The sequence below is a fragment of the Prescottella equi genome (assembly GCF_002094305.1).
GTDB classification, from domain to species: Bacteria; Actinomycetota; Actinomycetes; order Mycobacteriales; family Mycobacteriaceae; genus Prescottella; species Prescottella equi.
Window position 1 is genome coordinate 884,326 of record NZ_LWTX01000001.1, and the last position, 21,792, is coordinate 906,117.

Here is a 21,792-nt window from a genome sequence, read left to right on the forward strand (position 1 = left end):
CGTCGGGGTCGGTGTCCTCGGTGCCCTCAGCGCCTTCAGGGGTGTCGGGCCCCAAGGGCGGGGCGTCAGTGCGGGGGCCGCTGTCGGCGCCTGCCAAGGCGGTGAATCTGTTGCGCCGGGCCGACGGCTTGCTCTCGGAGGCTGCCGGCGCCTCCGATCCCGCCGAGCGGTTCTGCACCGCGTACGTCGGCGCACTGCGCGGCGCAGCGGCCGTGCTGGCCGCGAGCGAGGGGACGTCGGCCGGCTGGGCGAGCCGACCCCGCTCCCGCAGCGCGTGGGTGTTGATGGCGCGTGCCGAACCCGGCTTCGGTGCGTGGGCGGATTACTTCGCCGGCTACTCGGGACTGCGCGCGGACCTGGAGGCGGGCATCACCCGCACCGTCGACGCGGAGGAGGTGGACGGCTTCTACGCCGAGGTCGGCAGGTTCCTGTTCGACGTCGAGGACCTTCTCGGGCGCTGACTACCGTGCCGGTTTCCGCAGGTGCCGCCGGGTCCGATCCGCGTGCGCGAGCGGGTGATTCCGGACACCTCCGGGCGTCCACCCGCCGGGCTGCCCCAGATAGTCACCTATTCGATGAGAACTCGTCGATGGAGTAGGTGGTGGGGGGCTGGTTCTACTCGTATTATTGAATCCAGGTAACCGCCAGTCCGTTACCCGCCTCTCCGCACCGCGGTGAGGTGCCAACTCTTAGTGCCGGGGGAGGTACCGTGCCACTCTCCGAGCACGAGCAGCGCATGCTCGACCAGATCGAGAGCGCTCTCTACGCCGAGGATCCCAAGTTCGCGTCCACAGTGAGGGGCGGACGTATTCGCGTCGCCTCCAGCAAGCGCCGATTGCAGGCGGCGGCCCTGTTCGTTCTGGGTCTCGTTCTTCTCATCGTGGGTGTGGCTGTCGATGTGTTGAGGTTGGGCGATTTCCCGATCGTCAGTGTGATCGGGTTCGTCGTGATGTTCGGTGCCGGTGTTCTCTTCCTCGTCGGCGGAGGAAAGAGCCATCTGGCGGCGGTTCCCGACGGAGACGACTCAGGCTCCGGTGGGGCAGATGCCAACCGCGGCTCGCATCAACGCAAGCCGCACGGAGGTAAGAAGTCCGGCGGATTCTCGTCGCGGATGGAAGACAGGTTCCGCAAGAGATTCGAACAGGAATAGGCCGGCACACTTTCCGAACGGCGGCGGCGCGACCCATGGGTCGCGCCGCCGCCGTTTGCGTGTGTGGCCCCGGTCCGACCCGTGCCCCCCACATCGACCCACCGGGGTCCCCACAGTTCCCCACCGAGCGTGGCCGGCCGTAAAGGGCGCCGCCCGTCGGGATGATTGAGCGCTCCGACCTGGGCGTTTCGGCAGCTTTCGGGTGGCCCCCGCGAGGGATGTCGCGTGCCTGGCTGGGTGTTTGCGGTCACGTTCGCTGCCTCCCCCACTTCGACCCATGCGTGTGAACTGCAGTTATCTTTCGAAACTTGTCAAATCGGCCCCGAGTTTGGAGTCGTGGTGGGGGAAAGTGGGGTACTGTGGTGCGCAGCGGATCGTGGGAGCGACCCGCATGAATGCTGGGTCGCACCAACCGGTGAGGTCCCAACAGATTCGCCACAGGGGCTCCGGCGGGAGGTGACGAGATGTTTCTCGGTACCTACACGCCGAAGCTCGACGACAAGGGGCGACTGACGTTGCCTGCGAAGTTCCGGGACGCGTTGGCTGGAGGGTTGATGGTCACGAAAGGTCAGGACCACAGCCTTGCGGTGTACCCCCGCGAGGAGTTCACCGCGGTCGCGCGTCGTGCTGCTGCGGCTTCCCGGACCAACCCGCAGGCCCGTGCATTCGTGCGCGGACTTGCATCGGGGACGGACGAGCAGCACCCCGACGGTCAGGGCCGGATCACGCTGTCCGCCGACCACCGTCGCTACGCGGGGCTGTCGAAGGACTGTGTGGTGATCGGTCAGATCGAATTCCTCGAGATCTGGGACGCCCGAGCGTGGGAGTCCTACCTCGCGGAGCACGAGGAGAGTTACTCGCAAGCCAGAGACGAGGCGCTCGAAGGGATCTTCTAGCCCGGAGACGCCATCGGCGAGTGCCGCGAGGCCTCTGCCCGAAGGTGACCCTGACGCACTTCCCCAGTGTCAGGTTCGCCGCCGGGACCCTGACGCACTTCCCCAGCGCCAGGTCCCCGATCGGACAGGGACCCCGAGGCATTCGCCCACCCTGCACAGCAGCACACCGCGGAAGAGTCGGAGGAATCATGGTCGACGGCGAGGACGGCAAGGTCCCCGGCGAGTTCGGTCATGTCCCGGTACTGCTCAATCGTGCCGACGACCTGCTGGGTCCGGCGATCACGGCCGACAACCCGCGCGGTGACGGCGCCGTCATGATCGACGCGACCCTCGGTCTCGGCGGGCATTCGGAGTATTTCCTGCGCACCTACCCCGGGTTGCATCTCATCGGCCTGGACCGAGATCCCGAGGCGTTGCGCATCGCGTCGGGACGTCTCGCGCCCTACGCGGACCGGACGACGTTCGTGCACACCCGCTACGACGGCATCGTCGAGGCCCTCGGTCAGGCGGGCCTCGATCCCGTCGGATCGGTGCACGCGATCCTGTTCGATCTCGGGGTGTCCTCGATGCAGCTCGACGAGGCCGATCGGGGCTTCGCATACTCGATCGACGCGCCGCTGGACATGCGGATGAATCCGACGACGGGCATCACGGCCGCCGAGGTCCTCAACACGTACAGCCACGGCGAACTGGCGCGGATCCTGAGCACGTACGGCGAGGAGCGATTCGCCGGCCGGATCGCGTCCGAGATCGTGCGCCGTCGCCAGAAGCAGCCGTTCACGACCAGCGCTGCGCTGGTGGAACTCCTCTACGACACCATCCCGGCCGCCACCCGGCGCACCGGGGGACACCCTGCCAAACGGACCTTCCAGGCGCTGCGGGTGGAAGTCAACGGCGAACTCGATTCGCTGCGCGACGCGATCCCCGCGGGGCTGGATGCGCTCGCGGTCGGTGGGCGTGTGGTGTTCATGTCGTACCAGTCGCTCGAGGATCGCGTCGTCAAGCAGGAACTCGCTCCGCGCGCGAAATCGAAGACGCCCGAGGGGCTCCCCGTGGAGCTGCCGGGGATGGGTCCGGAGTTCAAGATCCTCACCCGTGGTGCGGAGAGGGCCTCCGAGGCCGAGATCGAAGACAACCCACGAGCGGCACCGGTCCGCCTGCGGGCAGCGGAACGAATCGCGAGGAAGGCGTAGCGCATGACTGTGCAGATGACTCCCGTCGGTGTCGGGTCCGCGAGTCTTCGCCGGTCGGATGCCGCGCAGCGTGCCTACGAACGCCGCCGGCAGCGTGCCACCGTGGCGGGCCACCCGTCGGCGTCGGACACGCGTGTCACCTCGGTCGTGACGACACCCAAGGACGTCGTGGCCCGGATTCCGTTCGTGGCCACCATCATCGGGTTGCTGTGTCTGGGACTCGCGGCCACGCTGCTGCTCACGACGCGCTCGGCGGAGGATTCGTACGAGCTGGCCGCCACACGCGCGCACAACCAGACGCTTCGTGAGCAGGCCGTCGACCTCAAGCGCGAGGTGGAGGCCGGCAACTCGGCGCCCGTTCTCGCGCAGAAGGCCGCCGAGTTGGGCCTGATTCCCGCGAAGGATCCGGCGCGGTTGCTGCAGGCGTCGGACGGGTCGGTCCAGGTGGTCGGCACGCCGAAGCCCGCGGAGGGCAAGCCGGTCGCTCCGTTGGACCGGACACCGGCGCCGACGGTCGCCCCCGAGCGTCCTCGGCAGCAGACGACCACCGCCCCGCCGACCACGCCGCCGAGCACCACGTTGCCGGGTACTCCCGCCACGCCGCAGCCGAGCAATGACGGCCGCATCCAGGCACAGGGTGAACAATTGACACCCGTGACGGTGATCACCCGACCTCCGGTGGGCGCGCGCCAGTGAGCGGCTCCGCTCCGCGGCGTCGCCGGCCGGCACCCCCGCCTCGACGTCCGAAGCGGGGGCGCACGAAGCGCGGCGATTCCTTCGAGTTCCGGCTCCGTGGCGGGCGCCTCGTGATGCTCGGCGCGCTGGCCATCGTTGCGGTCCAACTGCTGTGGGTCCAGGGCATCGCGGCTCCGCGGCTGTCCGCCGAGGCCGCCAACCAGCGCACCACGACCGTGACGTTGCCCGCGGTCCGCGGCGCCGTCGTCGATCGCAACGGCAACAAGCTCGCCTACACCCTCGACGCGAAGGCTCTCACGTTCCAGCCTGTCGCCGAACGGAAGAGGCTCGAGGAAGCGCACGCGGAGAACCCGGAGAAGCCCGAGCCCGACGAGCGGCTGCAGGAGATCGCGGAGGGTATCCACGAGCGACTCGGCGACACCGTTTCCGAGAGCGACCTGCTCGAGAAGCTGCGCAGCGACGAGACCTTCGTCTATCTCGCGCGCAGCGTCGACCCGGCGATCGCCGCCGACATCGGCGACGAGTTCCAGGAGGTGGGGCTCGAACGGCAGGACATCCGCGAGTATCCGGGAGGTTCGCTCGCCGCCAACGTCGTGGGGGCGACCGGATGGGACGGCCACGGACTGCTCGGACTGGAGGCGTCCCTCGACTCGACGCTGGCGGGGAAGGACGGCTCGGAGACCCACGACCGGGGTTCGGACGGCGCGGTCATCCCGGGCAGCCGGCGTGATCTCCGCGAGGCGGTCGACGGGTCCACGGTGGAGCTCACGCTCGACTCAGACCTGCAGTACTACGTGCAGCAACAGACGCAGCAGGCCAAGGACCTGTCGGGCGCGAAGAACGCGTCCGTCGTGGTGCTCGACACGAAGACCGCCGAAGTCCTCGCGATGGCGAACGACGGCACGTTCAATCCGGCGATCGGGGTGGGCAACAACCCGCGTACCGCGCAGATGGGCAACCTTCCCGTGAGCTCGCCGTTCGAGCCGGGTTCGGTGAACAAGATCGTCACCGCCGCTGCGGCGATCGAGTACGGCCTCACCACCCCCGACGAGGTACTCCAGGTTCCGGGCACCATTCAGATGGCCGGCGTCTCCGTCAAGGACGCGTGGGCGCACGGCGTGGTGCCGTTCACCAGTACCGGGGTGTTCGGAAAGTCGTCCAACGTCGGCACCCTGATGCTCGCGGAACGTGTCGGTGAGGAACGCTTCGCCGACATGCTCCACCGCTTCGGGCTCGGTCAGGTCACCGATGTCGGGTTGCCCGGCGAGAGTGCCGGCAGTGTCCCGGCCCTGGAGGACTGGTCCGGGGGCACCTTCGCGAACCTGCCTATCGGGCAGGGTCTTTCGATGACCCTGTTGCAGATGACCGGCATGTATCAAGCGATCGCGAACGACGGTGAACGGATCTCTCCGCGGATCGTCAAGGCTGTGGTCGACGAGGACGGCACCCGTACCGAGACCGAACGTCCCGAGCCCGTACGCGCGATCAGTGAGGAAACGGCGCGTACGGTGCGCGACATGTTCCGTTCGGTGACCCAGAAGGATCCGATGGGCTACCAGCAGGGCACGGGCCCGCAGGCGGCCGTGGAGGGCTACCAGATCACCGGCAAGACGGGCACGGCCCAGCAGGTGGATCCTGCCTGCCGGTGCTACTCCAACTCGAACTACTGGATCACGTTCGCCGGTATCGCTCCGGCCGATGATCCGCGCTACGTCATCGGCATCATGCTCGATGCGCCGGTGCGGGGGATCGACGGCGGCGGTGGCCAGTCGGCGGCGCCGCTGTTCCACAACATCGCGTCGTGGCTGCTGCAACGCGACAGCGTTCCGATGTCGCCGGATCCGGGTCGGCGGTTGGTGCTCCAGGCGGACTGACGAGGCGGTCGGCGTGACGATTCCCACGGACGGGCGTGTGCCGGGCACGCTGACTCGTGCAGCGGGAGTCGCCGCCGGTAATCTGACATGTCGATCATCGCGCGGTGACCCGCGTGAAGTTCCGAAAGAAATCCATCGGATACCCGATCCGAAGCGACCCGAGAGGACCTACTGCCTGTGCATCCGAGTCCGCAGCCGTCAACGCCGGACGCGGCGGCGGTGGGTGGTCTCCGGCCGGAGAATCCACCGTTCACTGCCCTGACCGACCTCGCGGCGCGGATCGGTGCCCGACTCGAGTGGATCGGGTCGCCCGGCGCCGACGCCGGTGACGTGACGGGCGTCGAGTTGCGGGCGCAGGCCGTGCGCCGCGGCGACCTGTTCGCCGCGCTGCCCGGAGCCCACACACACGGGGCGGAGTTCGTGGGTGTCGCCATCGCTGCCGGTGCGTCCGCCGTTCTCACCGACGACGCCGGCGTCGCGATGCTCGCTGCGGGCACCGAGGAGTCGGCCGCGTCGCTGCCGGTGCTGGTGCACCCCGATCCGCGGCAGGTCCTCGGCGAGGCCTCGGCGACCATTTACGGGCACCCGTCCGAGCACATGCAGATCATCGGAATCACCGGCACCTCGGGGAAGACCACGACGTCGTACCTGGTCGAAGCGGGTCTCGCCGCGGCCGGGCACACGATCGGCCTGGTCGGCACGATCGAGACGCGAGTGGCGGGGCATCGGGTGCCGAGCGCCCTGACGACGCCGGAGGCGCCGCAGTTGCACGCGCTGTTCGCGGCGATGCGTGAACGCGGCATCGACACGGTCGTCATGGAGGTGTCGAGTCACGCGCTGGCGCTGGGCCGGGTCGACGGCGTCCGATTCTCGATCGGGGCATTCACCAACCTGTCGCAGGATCACCTCGACTTCCACAAGGATTTCGACGACTACTTCAACGCCAAGAGCCGGCTGTTCGCCGCCGACTCCGCGGTGTGCGCCCAGCGCGCAGTGATCTGCACCGACGACCGGTGGGGCGTCCGGATGGCCGAGATCGCCCGCCACGCGCATCCCGCTGACGCGGACGCGGTGGAGACCGTGTCCACGCACCCGCCCGCCGATTGGACGGCCACCGCCACGTCGTCGTCCGACACCGGAAACCAGGTCTTCACCCTCACCGGTCCCGACGGCACGCCGCGCACCGCGACACTTCGCCTACCCGGCCACTACAACGTCGCCAACGCCGCGCTGGCCGCCGCGATCTGCTGTTCGGCGGGAGCCGACGTGGACGCCGCTCTGGCCGGGATCGCGAACGTCGACGTCCCGGGTCGGGTGGAACGCGTCGAGCGGGGCCAGGACTTCCTCGCAGTCGTCGACTACGCCCACAAGCCGGCAGCACTGGAAGCCGTCATCGCGACCCTGCGCGGGCAGACGAAGGGGCGGATCGCCGTCGTCGTCGGTGCCGGCGGTGACCGCGACCGCGGCAAGCGGCCCCTGATGGGCGAGGCCGGCGCCCGCGGCGCCGACCTCTTGGTGGTCACCGACGACAATCCGCGGACCGAGGACCCCGCCGCCATCCGCGCACAGATGCTCGCCGGAGCCGTGGCCGTTCCGGACGCCGAGCGCGGGGAGGTCCGCGAGATCGGTGACCGCGCGGATGCCATCGCCGCGGCGGTCCGCTGGGCGCGGACCGGTGACGTGGTGCTCGTGGCCGGTAAGGGGCACGAGTCGGGCCAGGAGGTCCACGGGGTGAAACACCCATTCGACGACCGCGAGGTCCTGGCAGCGGCGATCGCACGGATCGTCCCCGAGGATCGCGCACACGGAGGAAACGCATGATCCCGATGACGCTCGCTCAGATCGCTCAGGCGGTCGGCGGGACGCTCCACGACGTCGACGATCCGTCGGCAACCGTCTCGGGAACGGTGGAGTTCGATTCCCGCAAGATCACCTCGGGTGGCCTGTTCCTGGCGCTGCCCGGTGCGCGGGTGGACGGCCACGACCACGCGGCCGGTGCGGTCGCGGCCGGTGCGGTCGCGGTGCTCGCGGCGCGTCCCGTCGGGGTTCCCGCGATCGTCGTCGAGCCGCTCGGCGCGTCGGGCAACGGGGCACTGGCCCTCGAACACGATCGTGACGGGTCCGGGGCCGCGGTGCTGGCGGCGCTCGGCAAGCTGGCCCGCGCCAGCGTCGACCGGCTCACCACCGAGTCGGGGCTGACGGTCGTGGGCGTCACGGGGTCGTCGGGCAAGACGTCCACGAAGGACCTGCTCGCCGCGGTGCTGTCGCCGCTGGGATCGGTCGTCGCGCCCCCCGGGTCGTTCAACAACGAACTGGGACATCCGTGGACCGCGCTGCGCGCCGACGCCGACACCCGGTTCCTGGTGCTCGAGATGTCCGCGCGCGGCCGTGGCCACATCGCGGCGCTCGCGGAGATCGCACCACCCCGTATCGGAGTGGTCCTCAACGTCGGTACCGCGCATCTCGGCGAGTTCGGCTCGCGCGAGGCGATCGCGGAGACCAAGGGCGAACTGCCCGCATCGCTGCCGTCCGCGGCCGACGGCGGAGTGGCGGTCCTCAACGCCGACGACCCGCTGGTCGCGGCGATGGCGGACCGGACCGAGGCGCGCGTGGTGATGGTCGGCCTGTCCGGCAACGCCGACGTCCGCGCCACCGACGTGCGCCTCGACGACCAGGCGCGCGCGAGCTTCACGCTGACGTGCGCGGCCGGGGCGGTCCCGGTCACTCTCGCGGTCCACGGCGAGCACCACGTCGGCAACGCGCTCGCGGCGGCCGCCGTCGCACTCGAGTGCGGTGCGACCCTCGATCAGATCGCTGCGGCCCTCGGCGGGGCGGCGCCCGTGTCGGCCCGCCGCATGGAGGTCCGGGACCGGTCCGACGGCGTGACCGTCGTCAACGACTCGTACAACGCCAACCCCGATTCGATGCGCGCCGCGATCAAGGCGCTGGTGTCCATGGCGCGGTCGGGACGTGGTCCGGCGCGCCGGACGTGGGCGGTCCTCGGTGAAATGGCGGAACTGGGGCCAGAATCAGTGGTCGAGCACGACGCGATCGGACGGTTCGCGGTGCGCTTGGACGTGACCAAGCTGATCCTCGTCGGACCGGGCCGGCCCGTCCGCGCGATGTACCAGGGAGCGGTGATGGAAGGTTCGTGGGGTGACGAGGCGATCCACGTGCCCGACGGTGCGAGCGCGATCGCACTGCTCGAGCAGGAACTGAGGGCCGGTGATCTGGTGCTGGTGAAGGCGTCGCAGTCGATCGGTCTGTGGGAGGTCGCGGATGCCGTGCTCGCGGCGCCCGTGGCGGGTTCGGTGACCGGCGAGGAGGCGCCGCAGTGAGGCAGATCCTCTTCGCCGCGGGCATCGCGCTCGCCGTCTCCATCCTGCTGACACCGGTCTTGATCAAGGTCTTCTCGCGGCAGGGCTTCGGGCAGGAGATCCGGGTCGAGGGGCCCGCGAGCCACCAGGCCAAGCGGGGGACGCCCACGATGGGTGGTGTCGCCATCCTGGCCGGTCTGTGGGCCGGCTACTGGGGTTCGCACCTGATCGGCATCGGCTACGACGCGGAGGGCCCGACGGCGTCGGGTCTGCTGGTCCTCGGCCTGACGACCGCGCTCGGCGCGGTCGGCTTCCTCGACGACTTCATCAAGATCCGCAAGCAGCGCAACCTGGGCCTGAACAAGACCGCCAAGCTGGTCGGCCAGCTCGTGGCGGCCGTGGTCTTCGCGATCCTGGCGCTACAGTTCCGCGGTGGCAACGGTCTGACACCCGGCAGCGTGCACCTGTCCTACGTACGCGACATCGCGACCGTCAGCATGGGTTCGATCGTCTTCATCCTGTTCGTGTACCTGCTGGTGAGCGCGTGGTCGAACGCGGTGAATCTCACCGACGGGCTCGACGGTCTCGCGGCGGGCTCGATGAGCCTCGTGCTCGGTGCCTACGTCATCATCACGTTCTGGCAGTACCGCAACGCGTGCAGTGGCGGGCCGGTCACCGCCGGACCCGCCAAGGGCTGCTACGACGTCCGCGACCCACTGGACCTGGCGCTGCTGTGCGCGGCGGGTGCCGCGGCGTGCATCGGCTTCCTGTGGTGGAACGCCGCGCCGGCGAAGATCTTCATGGGGGACACCGGGTCGCTGGCTCTCGGTGGCATGCTCGCGGGTCTGTCCATCACGACCCGCACCGAACTGCTGATGGTCGTCATCGGCGCGCTGTTCGTCGCCGAGGCCGCGTCGGTGGTCATCCAGGTGGCGGTCTTCCGATCGAGTCGCCGAAGGGTCTTCCGGATGGCACCGTTCCATCACCACTTCGAACTCGGTGGCTGGGCGGAAACCCAGGTGATCATCAGATTCTGGTTGCTGGCGGCGATCGCGTCCGCGATCGGGTTGGCGTTGTTCTACAGCGAGTACCTCGCGGCGATCGGGGACTGATCCATGCCGATCGATCCTGCGAACCTGGACGGGCTGCGCGGTGCCCGGGTCCTGGTGACCGGCGCGGGCATCTCCGGTCGGGCAGTCATCGCGCCGCTGCACGACCTCGGGGCACACGTGACGGTCACCGACACCGCGGCCGACGCGCTCGCGCGTTGCGCGGAGGCGGGGGCGTCCACGGTGCCGGTCGACGACCTGGCGGCGGATCCTCGGCGGATGGCCGAGTTCGAGCTCGTCGTCACGAGCCCGGGCTTCCGGCCCGACGCACCCGTGCTGGCCGCCGCCGCGGCCGCGGGGGTTCCGGTGTGGGGCGACATCGAATTCACGTGGCACGTCGACCGGTCGGGGATGTACGGACCGCCGCGGCAGTGGCTGGTCGTCACCGGGACCAACGGCAAGACGACCACGACGTCGATGCTGCACTCGATCCTCGAGGCGGCCGGTTTCGTGTCCGCCGCGTGCGGCAACATCGGTCTCCCGGTCCTCGATGCGCTGCGGGCGCAGCCGCGGGCGGAGGTGCTGGCCGTCGAGCTGTCGTCCTTCCAGCTGCACTGGGCGCCGTCGGTTCGGCCCGCGGCGGGGGTCGTGCTCAACATCGCCGAGGACCACCTGGACTGGCACGGCGGCATGCCGGGATACGTCGACGCCAAGGCACAGGCTCTGACGGGCGCCGTCGCGGTCGTCGGGCTCGACGACCCGGTGGCGGCCTCGCTGGCGGACCGCCCGCGGGACGGGCGCACGATCGGATTCCGCCTGGGCGAACCCGACCAGAACGAACTCGGCGTCGTCGACGGCGTGCTCGTCGATCGCGCGTTCGCGTACGGCGCAGCCCTCGTTCCAGCGGACGAGATCAGCCCGCCGGGGCCGGCGGGAGTGTCCGACGCGCTGGCGGCCGCTGCGCTGGCCCGCGCGATCGGTGTCACCACCGATGCGGTTGCCGCGGGACTGCGTGCGCATCGCGTGGGCCCGCACCGAGCGCAGGTCGTCCGCACGCTCGCGGAGATCACGTTCGTCGACGACTCGAAGGCGACCAATCCGCATGCGGCGCGCTCGTCGATCGTCGCGCACGATTCGGTCGTGTGGATCGCCGGCGGCCTGCTCAAGGGCGCCCGCGTGGACGACCTCGTCGCCGAGGTGGGCGAGCGGATCGCCGGGGCGGTCCTGATCGGCCGTGATGCCGGGGCGATAGCGGACGCGCTCGCACGACACGCCCCCGAGGTTCCGGTCGTTCTCGTCCGCGCGGGCGACGATGGGGGCCATGAGGGTGTGGACGGGCCCGAGGAAGGCGCCGAGCCGGCGCTTCACCTCGATCTTCCCGCGGCGGACGCGGACACCGTGATGGCGGAGGCGGTGCGGACCGCTGCGGCGCTGGCTGCGCCGGGCGACGTCGTCCTGCTCGCGCCCGCGGCGGCGTCGCTCGACATGTTCGACTCGTACGGGCACCGTGGACGCAGTTTCGCCGCGGCGGCCGCCGCGCTGACCGCTGCCGACACCGGCCGGGGGATCGAGGGATGACCACGGCGGGCGAACGTGCGCCGCGCACCAGGATCGGTGCGTGGCTTGCGCGTCCGCTGACGTCGTTCCATCTCGTCGTCACGATCGCGATGCTGCTGACCGTCCTCGGTCTGGTGATGGTTCTGTCGTCGTCGAGTGTCGAGTCGGTGGCTCGTGACGGTTCGGCGTACGGCAAGTTCGTCTCACAGCTGATCTTCGCCACGGTCGGTCTGGTGATCTTCTACTGCGCGCTGATCGTTCCGGTGCGCCTGCTGCGCAAGTGGGCGCTGCCCGCGTTCGGCGTGACCATCGTGATGCTCGTGCTGGTGTTGATTCCGGGTATCGGTACGGAGTCCCAGGGCACGCGTGGCTGGTTCGTGATCGGCCCGATCTCCCTGCAGCCGTCGGAGCTGGCGAAGATCGCGTTCGCGGTGTGGGGTGCGCATCTCCTCGCTACGCGGCGGCGCGAGAACCCCCCGCTCAGGGAGATGCTGATACCGCTGGTGCCGGCGGCGCTGGTGGTGTTCTTCCTGATCGTCCTGCAGCCCGACCTGGGCACCACCATCTCGCTCGCGATCATCCTGCTGGCGCTGCTCTGGTTCGCCGGTCTGCCGCTCAAGATCTTCCTGTCCCTGCTGGTGGCCGGCGCGACTGCCGCGACCACACTGGCGCTCACCGCGGGGTACCGATCCGCGCGTGTCCAGTCCTTCCTGAACCCGGGTGACGACGCCCAGGGCGCGGGCTACCAGGCGCGGCAGGCCAAGTACGCGCTCGCCGACGGCAGCCTGTTCGGCGAAGGACTCGGCCAGAGCCGCGCCAAGTGGAGTTATCTCCCGAACGCGCACAACGACTTCATCTTCGCGATCATCGGCGAAGAGCTCGGCTTCATCGGCGCCGGCGCCGTGATCGGTCTGTTCGCGTTGTTCGTCTACACCGGCCTGCGAATCGCTCGCCGGTCGGCCGACCCGTTCCTGCAGCTGCTGACCGCGACCGCCACCGCGTGGATCACCGGCCAGGCGTTCATCAACATCGGCTACGTCGTCGGCGTCCTGCCGGTGACGGGTCTGCAGTTGCCGTTGGTGTCGGCGGGCGGCACGTCGACGGCGACGACGCTACTGATGTTCGGCCTCGTCGCGAACGCGGCCCGGCACGAACCCGAGGCGGTGTCGGCGCTGCACAGCGGTCAGGACGGCCGCGTCGCGCGCCTGCTCCGGCTGCCGAAGCCGGCGGCGTACATCCCGCCTCGGAAGCGGGGCGCCGCGGTGGTCCGCGGGCAGGAGAATCGGAAGATCCAGCCGGCGCGCGGCGAGCGGGCCCCCGCTCGGACCGAGCGGATCGGCGCCGGCAATCCGTACGGACAACCACAGGGCCGTGGACACGACACGGCCCGCCGAACGCCGCCGGCCAGGGGCCGACGGCCGGACGACAACGAGGGGCGAAGCCCCATGACGGAGCGGGGGCGCGCGACGCGTGCGCGCGACCCGCGTCCAGGAGAGCGAGGAATACGTAGGTGAGCGGCGTGAACGGCAGGAACGGCAGGAACGGCAGAAACACTGCCCTTTCGGTGGTGGTCGCCGGCGGCGGGACCGCCGGACACATCGAGCCGGCGATGGCCGTGGCGGACGCGGTCCGCGCGCTCGACCCGTCCGCCGTGGTGACGGCGCTGGGCACGCAGCGCGGACTCGAGACCACTCTCGTCCCCGAGCGCGGTTACCCCCTCGAACTGATCCCGCCGGTTCCACTGCCGCGTAAACCGACGATGGACCTGCTGCGCCTGCCGGGCAGGCTGCGACGCTCCATCGCCGCCACCCGTGAGGTGCTCGACCGCACCGACGCCGACGTGATAGTCGGGTTCGGCGGGTACGTCGCGCTGCCGGCCTACCTGGCGGCCGGGGCCGGGTTACTGCGGCGGCGCCGGAGGATTCCGATCGTCATTCACGAGGCCAACGCGAGTGCCGGTATCGCCAACAAGATCGGCGCCCGCCGGGCCCGACGCGTGCTCGCGGCGGTCCCCGGCTCGGGCGTCGCGGCCCGGGGAGCGGCGGACGCCGAGGTGGTGGGTATTCCGGTGCGCTCGTCGATCACGGGCCTGGACCGGGCGGCGCTGCGGGCGAAGGCGCGCGAGCATTTCGGTCTGCCCGCCGAAGGACCGGTGCTGCTGGTGTTCGGCGGTTCCCAGGGTGCGCGGTCGCTCAACGAGGCCGTCGTCGGCGCCGCGCCGCAGCTCGCCGCGGCGGGTGTGTCGGTGCTGCACGCGTACGGGCCCAAGAATTCGGTCGACGTCGAATCGGGGGTGGCGGCGCCCTACGTGGCGGTGCCGTACCTCAAGCAGATGGATCTCGCGTACTCCGCGGCGGACGCCGTGATCTGCCGTTCCGGTGCGATGACGGTAGCCGAGGTGTCCGCGGTCGGTCTGCCTGCCGTCTACGTGCCGTTGCCACACGGAAACGGTGAGCAGGAACTGAACGCCCGGCCCGTCGTCGCTGCGGGTGGTGGGATGATCGTGGCAGACGCGGAACTGACGCCGCAGTTCGTGGCGGACACCGTCGTACCGCTGCTCGGAGACCGGGCGCGACTCGACGAGATGGGTCGCTGCGCCGCCGGCGCCGGTCACCGCAGTGCAGCCGCTGCGGTCGCGCAGATCGTTGTCGACGTAGCAAGGGGAAACCGATGAGTGAGCAGCTACCCGTGGGGCTCGAGCGGGTGCACATGGTCGGGATCGGCGGTGCGGGCATGTCCGGCATCGCGCGGATCCTGCTCGCTCGCGGCGGTCAGGTATCCGGTTCCGACGCGAAGGAGAGCCGCGGGGTGCTGTCGTTGCGCGCCCGCGGCGCCGTGGTGCGGATCGGCCACGACGCGAGCGCACTCGACCTGTTGCCGGGCGGGCCGACCGCTGTGGTCACCACGCACGCCGCGATCCCGAAGGACAATCCCGAACTCGTGGAGGCGGCGGCTCGGGGGATCCCGGTGATCCTCCGGCCGGCGGTGCTCGCGTCCCTCATGCAGGGCCACCGCACGCTCCTCGTGTCGGGTACGCACGGGAAGACGTCGACCACCTCGATGCTCGTGGTCGCTTTGCAGCACTGCGGATTCGATCCGTCGTTCGCGGTCGGCGGTGAGCTGAACGAGGCGGGCACCAACGCGCACCACGGCACCGGTGACGTCTTCGTCGCCGAGGCGGACGAGAGCGACGGCTCGCTGCTGCAGTACGACCCCGACGTGGTGATCGTCACCAACGTCGAGGCCGATCATCTCGACTTCTTCGGAACCAGCGACGCGTACGTCCAGGTCTTCGACGACTTCGTCGCGCGGATCGCGCCGGGCGGCCTGCTGGTGGCGTGTCTCGACGACCCCGGTTCGGCGGCGCTCGCACGCCGCACGATCGAGGCGGGCCGCGACGACGTCCGCGTCGTCGGTTACGGCACCGCGGACGGTGTGGCCGCCGCCGGTCCCGTGCCGGTCGGCGTCGAGCTGGTGTCGTGGGAGGCCCGCGATACCGGGGGAGTGGCCCAGATCAGGTTCGCCGGTGAGGACGCCGCGCGCACTCTGCGCCTCGGGGTCCCCGGAAAGCACATGGCGCTCAACGCGCTTGCCGCCCTGCTCGCCGGTCGCGGCGCGGGGGCGTCGATCGACGAACTGCTCGAGGGGCTCGCCGGGTTCGGCGGAGTCCATCGCCGATTCCAGTTCACCGGGCGTGAGCGGGGCGTTCGGGTGTTCGACGACTATGCGCACCATCCGACGGAGGTGCGCGCCGTCCTCGGTGCGGCAAGCGATCTCGTCGACGACGACCGGCAGCCGGGCCGGGTCGTCGTGGTGTTCCAGCCGCATCTATACTCGCGGACGGTCACGTTCGCGCAGGAATTCGGTGAGGCGCTCGATCTGGCGGACGAGGTCGTCGTGCTCGACGTCTACGGCGCCCGCGAGGAGCCGTTGCCGGGGGTGAGCGGGGCACTGGTCGCGCAGTCGGTGACGAAACCCGTTCATTACCAGCCGGATCGGTCGCAGGTGCCGCGTCAGGTCGCGAGCCTGGCGGAACCGGGTGACGTCGTGATCACGATGGGTGCGGGCGACGTAACGATGCTCGGTGGTCAGATCCTCGACGCACTGCGGGCTCGCCCCAACGGCAGTCGTTCGGCGGCAGCGGGATCCGGTTCGGAGCGGATGTGACCTCCGATCGCCGGAGTCGCTCGCGGGGCGGACGACCCGACGCCAGGCGGGACCGCCGGGTGCGCTCCCGACCGAGCGAGCAGGTTCCGCAGGGCTCGTCCGTGCAGGTCGATTCGCCGGAGCCGGCGGAGCGGTCGGGCCGGGGATCCGTCGATCGGGCACGTGCCAGGTCGTTGCGTCGCAAGGTCTTCCTGATCGGCGGAACAGTGGCGGTGCTGATCGTCGCGCTCACGGCTACGTTGTGGTTCAGCCCCTTGATGTCGGTGCGGAGCGTCGAGTTCGTCGGCGACGGCGTGCTCTCGTCCGAGGAAGTACTGGCGCAGGCCCGGATCCAGGAGGGCAGGCCGTTGCTGCGGGTCGACACGGCCGCGGCAGCGCAGCGGGTCGCCGGCATGCCGCGGGTCGCGGAGGCCCGGGTGCGGCGCGAGTATCCGTCGACCGTCGTGGTCTCGGTCACCGAGCGGATTCCGGTGGTGTTCTTCGATTCCCCGGAGGGCACCCACCTCATGGACGAGAACGGCGTCGATTTCGCGATCGAGCCTCCGCCGTTCGGTGTGGTGCGTCTGGTGACTCCCACCCCGGGACGCGACGACCACGCGACGCAGGCTGCGCTCGAGGTGCTGGGGGCTCTACCGGAGTCCGTGCGCTTCCAGGTCTCCGAGGTTGCCGCGCCGACGATTTCGAGTGTCTCGGTTACTCTTGTGGACGGCCGTGTCGTGGTGTGGGGCAGTGCCGACGGCTCCGAGAGGAAGTCGGCGGTGGTGTCCGTGCTGTTGACACAGCCCGGCCGGATCTTCGATGTGTCGAGTCCCGAGTTGCCCACAGTAAAGTGATGGGTGATCCTGGGGCCGCACACCGCAATCCAGGTCAGCGGCAACCAACGCCCGCAAAAACTTGGCGCGTGTCGGCGCGCCTGCTGGCGGATCGCTGTGCCACTGCATAGCGTTTCGCTTCGAGGGACTACTTGACATAACCTTGACCCTGTGGTTGAGGTTGAGGGTTTTCCGGCAATCACCCCCTTAGTACGAGCGCGAAACCCACTCACGGAAGGCGAGAGCCCATGACGCCCCCGCACAACTACCTCGCCGTAATCAAGGTCGTCGGTATCGGCGGCGGCGGCGTCAACGCGGTCAACCGCATGATCGAGCAGGGACTCAAGGGAGTCGAGTTCATCGCGGTCAACACGGACGCCCAGGCTCTGCTGATGTCCGACGCCGACGTCAAGCTCGACGTCGGACGCGAGCTCACCCGCGGCCTCGGCGCCGGCGCCGACCCGGAGGTCGGCCGCAAGGCCGCCGAGGATCACAAGGACGAGATCGAAGAGGTCCTCAAGGGCGCCGACATGGTCTTCGTCACCGCGGGTGAGGGTGGCGGTACGGGCACCGGTGGCGCGCCCGTCGTCGCGAGCATCGCCCGCAAGCTCGGTGCTCTCACGATCGGTGTCGTGACTCGTCCGTTCTCGTTCGAGGGCAAGCGTCGTGGCTCGCAGGCGGAGTCCGGTATCTCCGCGCTCCGCGAGTCCTGCGACACGCTGATCGTCATCCCGAACGACCGTCTGCTCCAGCTCGGCGACGCCGCGGTGAGCCTGATGGACGCGTTCCGCAGCGCCGACGAGGTTCTCCTCAACGGTGTCCAGGGCATCACCGACCTCATCACCACGCCGGGTCTGATCAACGTCGACTTCGCGGACGTCAAGAGCGTCATGTCCGGTGCCGGCAGCGCGCTGATGGGCATCGGCTCCTCCCGCGGGGAGGGCCGCTCGATCAAGGCTGCGGAGACGGCGATCAACTCGCCGCTCCTCGAGGCGTCGATGGAAGGTGCACGCGGCGTGCTGCTGTCGATCGCGGGCGGCTCGGATCTCGGCCTGTTCGAGATCAACGAGGCCGCGTCGCTGGTCCAGGAGGCCGCGCACATCGACGCCAACATCATCTTCGGAACGGTCATCGACGATTCGCTCGGCGACGAGGTGCGGGTCACGGTCATCGCGGCGGGCTTCGACGGCGGCGCTCCCGTGAAGCGTCCGCTCGAGGTCCAGTCCGCGATCGGTCGCGGCAACATCGGTGCCGGTCGTGCCGGTGAGGTCGGCCAGTCCGAGCGCCCCGCCGCGGCTGCTCCGGCGGCGCCCGCCGAGCCGGCGCCGGCCCCGCCGGTGGCCCCGCGTGAGCCGGTCGGTACGCCCACCGGATCCAGCCTTCCGCCGCTCGGATCCACGGGGTCGCGTGCCGTGCCGGTCGGTAACGAGGACGGCGAGGACGACGACGTCGACGTGCCTTCCTTCATGCGCCGTTGAGCGGGGCAGCTGTGACGGGTGTTCGGGTCCGGCGGGTCGTCACGAGTCGATCGGGCGGGGTCTCCGCGGCACCCTACGATTCGTTCAATCTCGGTGACCACGTCGGCGACGATCCCGCGGCGGTCGAGGCCAATCGCCGTCGACTGGCCGAAGGCATCGGCCTGCCGTTCGAGCGGCTGGTCTGGATGGAGCAGATCCACAGTCGCAACGTGACCGTCGTCGACGGGCCGGTCGACGGCCCCGTGCCGGCGACTGATGCGCTGGTGACGAAGGTGCCCGGCCTGGCGTTGGTGACGCTGAGTGCCGACTGCGTCCCGATCCTGCTGTCCGACGACGAGGCGGGCGTGATCGCCGCGGTGCACGCCGGCCGCATCGGTGCCCGCATCGGCATCGTCCCGAAGGTGCTCGGCGCCATGATCGAGCATGGCGCGCGTCCCGAGCGGATCGGAGCGTTCCTCGGACCCGCGGCCAGTGGCCGCCAGTACGAGGTGCCGGCCGCGATGCAGGCAGATGTCGAGAAGTTCCTTCCGGGCAGCGCGACGCGGACGGCGAAGGGCACCCCGGGCCTCGATCTGCGGGCGGGACTGCGGCGCCAGCTTCTCGCCGCGGGAGTCTCCGGGGTCGCGGAGGATCCGCGCTGCACGATCGAGGATCCGACACTGTTCAGCCATCGTCGGGGCGCACCGACCGGAAGGCTGGCCGCCGTGATCTGGATGGATCCGTCCGGGTCGGAGTGACGGAAGAGAGTTGACTGTCGGGATGGGTAGGCACGAAGAAGTTGCGTCGGCCCTGACGCGCGTGCGCGCCAGGCTCGATGCGGCCTGCCGACACGCCGGTCGGGAGCCGTCCGAGGTCGCCCTGCTGCCCGTGACCAAGTTCTTCCCGGCATCGGATGTGCGGGTTCTCTACGACCTCGGGTGCCGGGCGTTCGGTGAGTCGCGGGAACCGGAGGCGAGTACCAAGGTCGCGGAGTTCTCCGCCGATCCCGACGTCACCGAACCCGTGCGCTGGCACATGATCGGCCGGCTCCAGCGGAACAAGGTGAAGTCCGTGGTGCGCTGGGCCGACACGGTCCATTCGCTCGACAGCGGCCGGCTCACCGATGCGCTGTCCGGCGCCGTCGCTGCCGCGCTGGACGCGGGGGAGCGTTCACGTGCCGTCGAGGTTCTCGTCCAGGTCAGTCTCGACGGTGATCCGTCGCGTGGTGGTGTCCCGGTCGCGGACCTCGAGAGTCTCGCGGATCGGGTGGCGTCCGCGCCCGGTCTCGAACTCGCCGGAGTGATGGCGGTTCCGCCGCTCGGCGCGGACCCCGATGCCGCGTTCGCGCAGTTGCACGAGGTGCACGCCGACCTGATGCGGGTGCATCCGGGTGCGGGGACGCTGTCGGCAGGGATGACCGGGGATCTGGAGTCCGCCGTCCGCCACGGTTCGACGTGCGTGCGTGTCGGAACTGCGCTGCTCGGGTCTCGACCGATAGTCTCGAAATGATCACCAGTCACACATGGAACACCAGTCACACCCGGATTTCTGCGGTCGACCGCAGGATTAGCCAGTACCAGTCCGCCGCGCCCAGGAAGGTCGATCAATGAGCAGCCTGCACAAGTTCAAGGCTTACTTCGGCATGGTTCCCCTCGAGGACTTCGAGGACGACTACATCGACGAGCCCGGTCAGGGCCGTCGCGAATACGCGGAACCGGGTTACGCGTCGGCGCGTCGCGACGACGTCGACAGCGACTTCGATCGCTACGAGCCCGCGCCCCGGCCGTCCCATCAGCGCGTCGAATCGATCGCGCCGCGCGGAGTCGCTCCGCGACCGACCCGAGGTTCACTCGCGGTCGACCCGCGGCTCGATCGGGTTGAGAGCCGCCGCTCCGCCGTCGACGAGAGCGGCCCGCTGTCCAAGATCACGACGCTCCGTCCCCGTGACTACGGCGAGGCGCGCACCATCGGCGAGCGTTTCCGTGACGGCACGCCGGTGATCATGGACCTGGTCGAGATGAGCAACGCCGATGCGAAGCGCCTGGTCGATTTCGCCGCCGGTCTCGCCTTCGCGCTGCGGGGATCGTTCGACAAGGTCGCCACCAAGGTGTTCCTGCTCTCGCCCGCCGACATCGATGTTTCCGCGGAGGAGCGCCGCCGGATCGCGGAGACCGGCTTCTACAACCAGAAGTGACCTGGGCGCGGTCGGCCGGATCGTGTGACCCGGTCGGCTGCTTCGCGGGATTGTGACACGCGGCTCGGCTTCCCCATTGGTTTTGATCGACTGGTTCCTGTCAGGCAGAGTGAAGGTGTGGCCGTGTTCTCGGTGATCTACGTGATCCTGTTCATCTTCTGGTTGTTGCTCATCGGGCGGATCATCGTCGAGTTCATCAGAGTCTTCGCCCGTGACTGGCGGCCGACGGGCTTCGTGGTGGTCGTCCTTGAGGCGATCTTCACGGTCACCGACCCACCGGTGAAGCTCCTGCGCCGACTGATCCCGCCGATCTCGCTCGGCGGAGTCCGGCTCGATCTCTCGATCATGGTGTTGCTGTTCCTGCTCTTCATCCTGATGCAGGTGGTCGCAGGACTGGCTTCACCCGCAGGTTTCGTGTGACAGAATGGCCCGCAGTTACAGTGTGACTGGTAACGAAATGGTTAACGAGTACGCGCAACGCGCTAGAACCGAATGCGTGCTAGACCGCCAAAAGATGCGTGAAGGGATCCTTCCATGCCGCTGACTCCAGCTGATGTGCACAACGTTGCGTTCAGTAAGCCTCCGATCGGGAAGCGTGGCTACAACGAGGACGAGGTAGACGCCTTCCTCGACCTCGTCGAGCAGGAGCTGTCGCGCCTCATCGAGGAGAACGCAGACCTCCGTCAGCGTGTCGGCGAGCTCGACCAGGAGCTGGCCGAGGCGAAGAAGGCCCCGCGTCCCGCGGCGGCAGCCGCGCCCGCTCCGGCGCCGGAGCCCGAGCCGGTTCGCGTCGTCGAGCCCCCCAAGCCCGCGCCTGCGCCGGCCCCCGCGGCCGCGCCGCGTGAGGACGCCAACATGCAGGCCGCGAAGGTGCTGGGTCTGGCCCAGGAGATGGCCGACCGCCTCACCGGCGACGCCAAGACCGAGGCCGAGCAGCTGCTCAGCGATGCCCGCACCAACTCCGAGCGGCTGGTGACCGACGCGCGCACCAAGTCGGAGACGATGGTTGCGGACGCGAAGCAGAAGTCCGAGACGATGGTCGCGGATGCGAAGCAGAAGTCCGAGTCGCTGCTGTCCGATGCCCAGACCCGCTCGGAGACCCAGCTGCGTCAGGCCAAGGAGAAGGCCGACGCGCTGCAGGCGGACGCCGAGAAGAAGCACACCGAGATCATGGCGACGATCAACCAGCAGCGTTCGGTCCTCGAAGGCCGCATCGAGCAGCTCAAGACGTTCGAGCGCGAGTACCGGGTGCGTCTCAAGTCGTACCTGGAGTCTCAGCTCGAGGAGCTCGAGCAGCGCGGCTCGGCGGTTCCGGTCGACGGCGGCCAGGACACCTTCGGTCCGGGCTCTCAGGCCGGCTTCACCCAGTCGTACGCCAAAGGAAACAACTGACCCCGAGTCGACGCCCGGCCGGCTCCCGAGCAGGGGGT

The 21,792-nt window shown here is 69.5% G+C and carries 20 protein-coding genes; all 20 read left to right on the forward strand.

All coding sequences use genetic code 11. From position 1 onward, the window contains the following. Positions 1 to 68: 68 nt before the first annotated feature. On the forward strand, positions 69 to 461 hold the full coding sequence (locus tag A6I89_RS04305; protein ID WP_022596535.1) for an SAV_6107 family HEPN domain-containing protein: 393 nt from the start codon (positions 69 to 71) through the stop codon (positions 459 to 461). Positions 462 to 709: 248 nt separating this feature from the next. Beyond that, the gene (locus A6I89_RS04310) at positions 710 to 1,150 is read left to right on the forward strand and encodes a DUF3040 domain-containing protein (RefSeq protein ID WP_005512526.1); all 441 of its coding nucleotides are present in this window, start codon (positions 710 to 712) and stop codon (positions 1,148 to 1,150) included. Between the two features lie 464 nt (positions 1,151 to 1,614). Continuing rightward, complete coding sequence (mraZ, locus tag A6I89_RS04315) at positions 1,615 to 2,046, forward strand: division/cell wall cluster transcriptional repressor MraZ (protein ID WP_005512527.1); 432 nt, start codon at positions 1,615 to 1,617, stop codon at positions 2,044 to 2,046. A gap of 188 nt (positions 2,047 to 2,234) precedes the next feature. After that, positions 2,235 to 3,239 (forward strand): 16S rRNA (cytosine(1402)-N(4))-methyltransferase RsmH, encoded by a 1,005-nt coding sequence (gene rsmH / locus A6I89_RS04320; RefSeq protein WP_022596532.1) that lies wholly within the window; start codon positions 2,235 to 2,237, stop codon positions 3,237 to 3,239. A gap of 3 nt (positions 3,240 to 3,242) precedes the next feature. After that, on the forward strand, positions 3,243 to 3,935 hold the full coding sequence (gene ftsL / locus A6I89_RS04325) for a cell division protein FtsL (RefSeq protein ID WP_022596531.1): 693 nt from the start codon (positions 3,243 to 3,245) through the stop codon (positions 3,933 to 3,935). Continuing rightward, positions 3,932 to 5,809, forward strand: a complete 1,878-nt coding sequence (locus tag A6I89_RS04330; RefSeq protein WP_226347352.1) for a peptidoglycan D,D-transpeptidase FtsI family protein — start codon at positions 3,932 to 3,934, stop codon at positions 5,807 to 5,809. Before ftsL ends, A6I89_RS04330 begins: the two co-directional genes overlap by 4 nt. A gap of 177 nt (positions 5,810 to 5,986) precedes the next feature. Further along, positions 5,987 to 7,630: a UDP-N-acetylmuramoyl-L-alanyl-D-glutamate--2,6-diaminopimelate ligase gene (locus tag A6I89_RS04335; protein WP_022596530.1), complete on the forward strand. Its 1,644-nt coding sequence runs from the start codon at positions 5,987 to 5,989 to the stop codon at positions 7,628 to 7,630. After that, on the forward strand, positions 7,627 to 9,147 hold the full coding sequence (locus A6I89_RS04340) for a UDP-N-acetylmuramoyl-tripeptide--D-alanyl-D-alanine ligase (RefSeq protein WP_005512539.1): 1,521 nt from the start codon (positions 7,627 to 7,629) through the stop codon (positions 9,145 to 9,147). The genes A6I89_RS04335 and A6I89_RS04340 overlap by 4 nt, the downstream gene beginning before the upstream one ends. Further along, positions 9,144 to 10,238, forward strand: coding sequence for a phospho-N-acetylmuramoyl-pentapeptide-transferase (gene mraY, locus A6I89_RS04345; protein WP_005512540.1), 1,095 nt, complete (start codon positions 9,144 to 9,146; stop codon positions 10,236 to 10,238). Before A6I89_RS04340 ends, mraY begins: the two co-directional genes overlap by 4 nt. Positions 10,239 to 10,241: 3 nt before the next feature. Further along, the gene (gene murD, locus A6I89_RS04350) at positions 10,242 to 11,753 is read left to right on the forward strand and encodes a UDP-N-acetylmuramoyl-L-alanine--D-glutamate ligase (RefSeq protein WP_022596529.1); all 1,512 of its coding nucleotides are present in this window, start codon (positions 10,242 to 10,244) and stop codon (positions 11,751 to 11,753) included. Then, positions 11,750 to 13,246 carry a putative lipid II flippase FtsW gene (gene ftsW / locus A6I89_RS04355; RefSeq protein WP_022596528.1) on the forward strand — a complete coding sequence of 499 codons (1,497 nt, stop codon included), beginning with the start codon at positions 11,750 to 11,752 and terminating at the stop codon, positions 13,244 to 13,246. The genes murD and ftsW overlap by 4 nt, the downstream gene beginning before the upstream one ends. 5 nt (positions 13,247 to 13,251) lie before the next feature. Then, on the forward strand, positions 13,252 to 14,406 hold the full coding sequence (murG, locus tag A6I89_RS04360; RefSeq protein WP_044991200.1) for an undecaprenyldiphospho-muramoylpentapeptide beta-N-acetylglucosaminyltransferase: 1,155 nt from the start codon (positions 13,252 to 13,254) through the stop codon (positions 14,404 to 14,406). Next, positions 14,403 to 15,899 (forward strand): UDP-N-acetylmuramate--L-alanine ligase, encoded by a 1,497-nt coding sequence (murC, locus tag A6I89_RS04365; RefSeq protein WP_005512544.1) that lies wholly within the window; start codon positions 14,403 to 14,405, stop codon positions 15,897 to 15,899. The genes murG and murC overlap by 4 nt, the downstream gene beginning before the upstream one ends. 59 nt (positions 15,900 to 15,958) lie before the next feature. Next, on the forward strand, positions 15,959 to 16,732 hold the full coding sequence (locus tag A6I89_RS04370; protein WP_013416359.1) for a cell division protein FtsQ/DivIB: 774 nt from the start codon (positions 15,959 to 15,961) through the stop codon (positions 16,730 to 16,732). A gap of 227 nt (positions 16,733 to 16,959) precedes the next feature. Next, positions 16,960 to 18,189 (forward strand): cell division protein FtsZ, encoded by a 1,230-nt coding sequence (gene ftsZ / locus A6I89_RS04375; protein WP_013416358.1) that lies wholly within the window; start codon positions 16,960 to 16,962, stop codon positions 18,187 to 18,189. An 11-nt stretch (positions 18,190 to 18,200) separates the two neighbouring features. Beyond that, entirely contained in the window at positions 18,201 to 18,926 is a 726-nt protein-coding gene (pgeF, locus tag A6I89_RS04380) for a peptidoglycan editing factor PgeF (RefSeq protein ID WP_022596525.1), read from the forward strand. Positions 18,927 to 18,948: 22 nt separating this feature from the next. Continuing rightward, positions 18,949 to 19,677, forward strand: coding sequence for a YggS family pyridoxal phosphate-dependent enzyme (locus A6I89_RS04385; protein ID WP_044991171.1), 729 nt, complete (start codon positions 18,949 to 18,951; stop codon positions 19,675 to 19,677). 97 nt (positions 19,678 to 19,774) lie between these two features. Next, a complete protein-coding gene (locus tag A6I89_RS04390) occupies positions 19,775 to 20,362 on the forward strand; it encodes a cell division protein SepF (protein WP_005512550.1) in 588 nt (195 codons plus the stop codon). A 117-nt stretch (positions 20,363 to 20,479) separates the two neighbouring features. Next, complete coding sequence (locus A6I89_RS04395) at positions 20,480 to 20,782, forward strand: YggT family protein (protein WP_005512551.1); 303 nt, start codon at positions 20,480 to 20,482, stop codon at positions 20,780 to 20,782. A gap of 114 nt (positions 20,783 to 20,896) precedes the next feature. Next, complete coding sequence (gene wag31, locus A6I89_RS04400) at positions 20,897 to 21,754, forward strand: DivIVA-like cell division protein Wag31 (RefSeq protein WP_005512552.1); 858 nt, start codon at positions 20,897 to 20,899, stop codon at positions 21,752 to 21,754. Positions 21,755 to 21,792 lie beyond the last annotated feature (38 nt).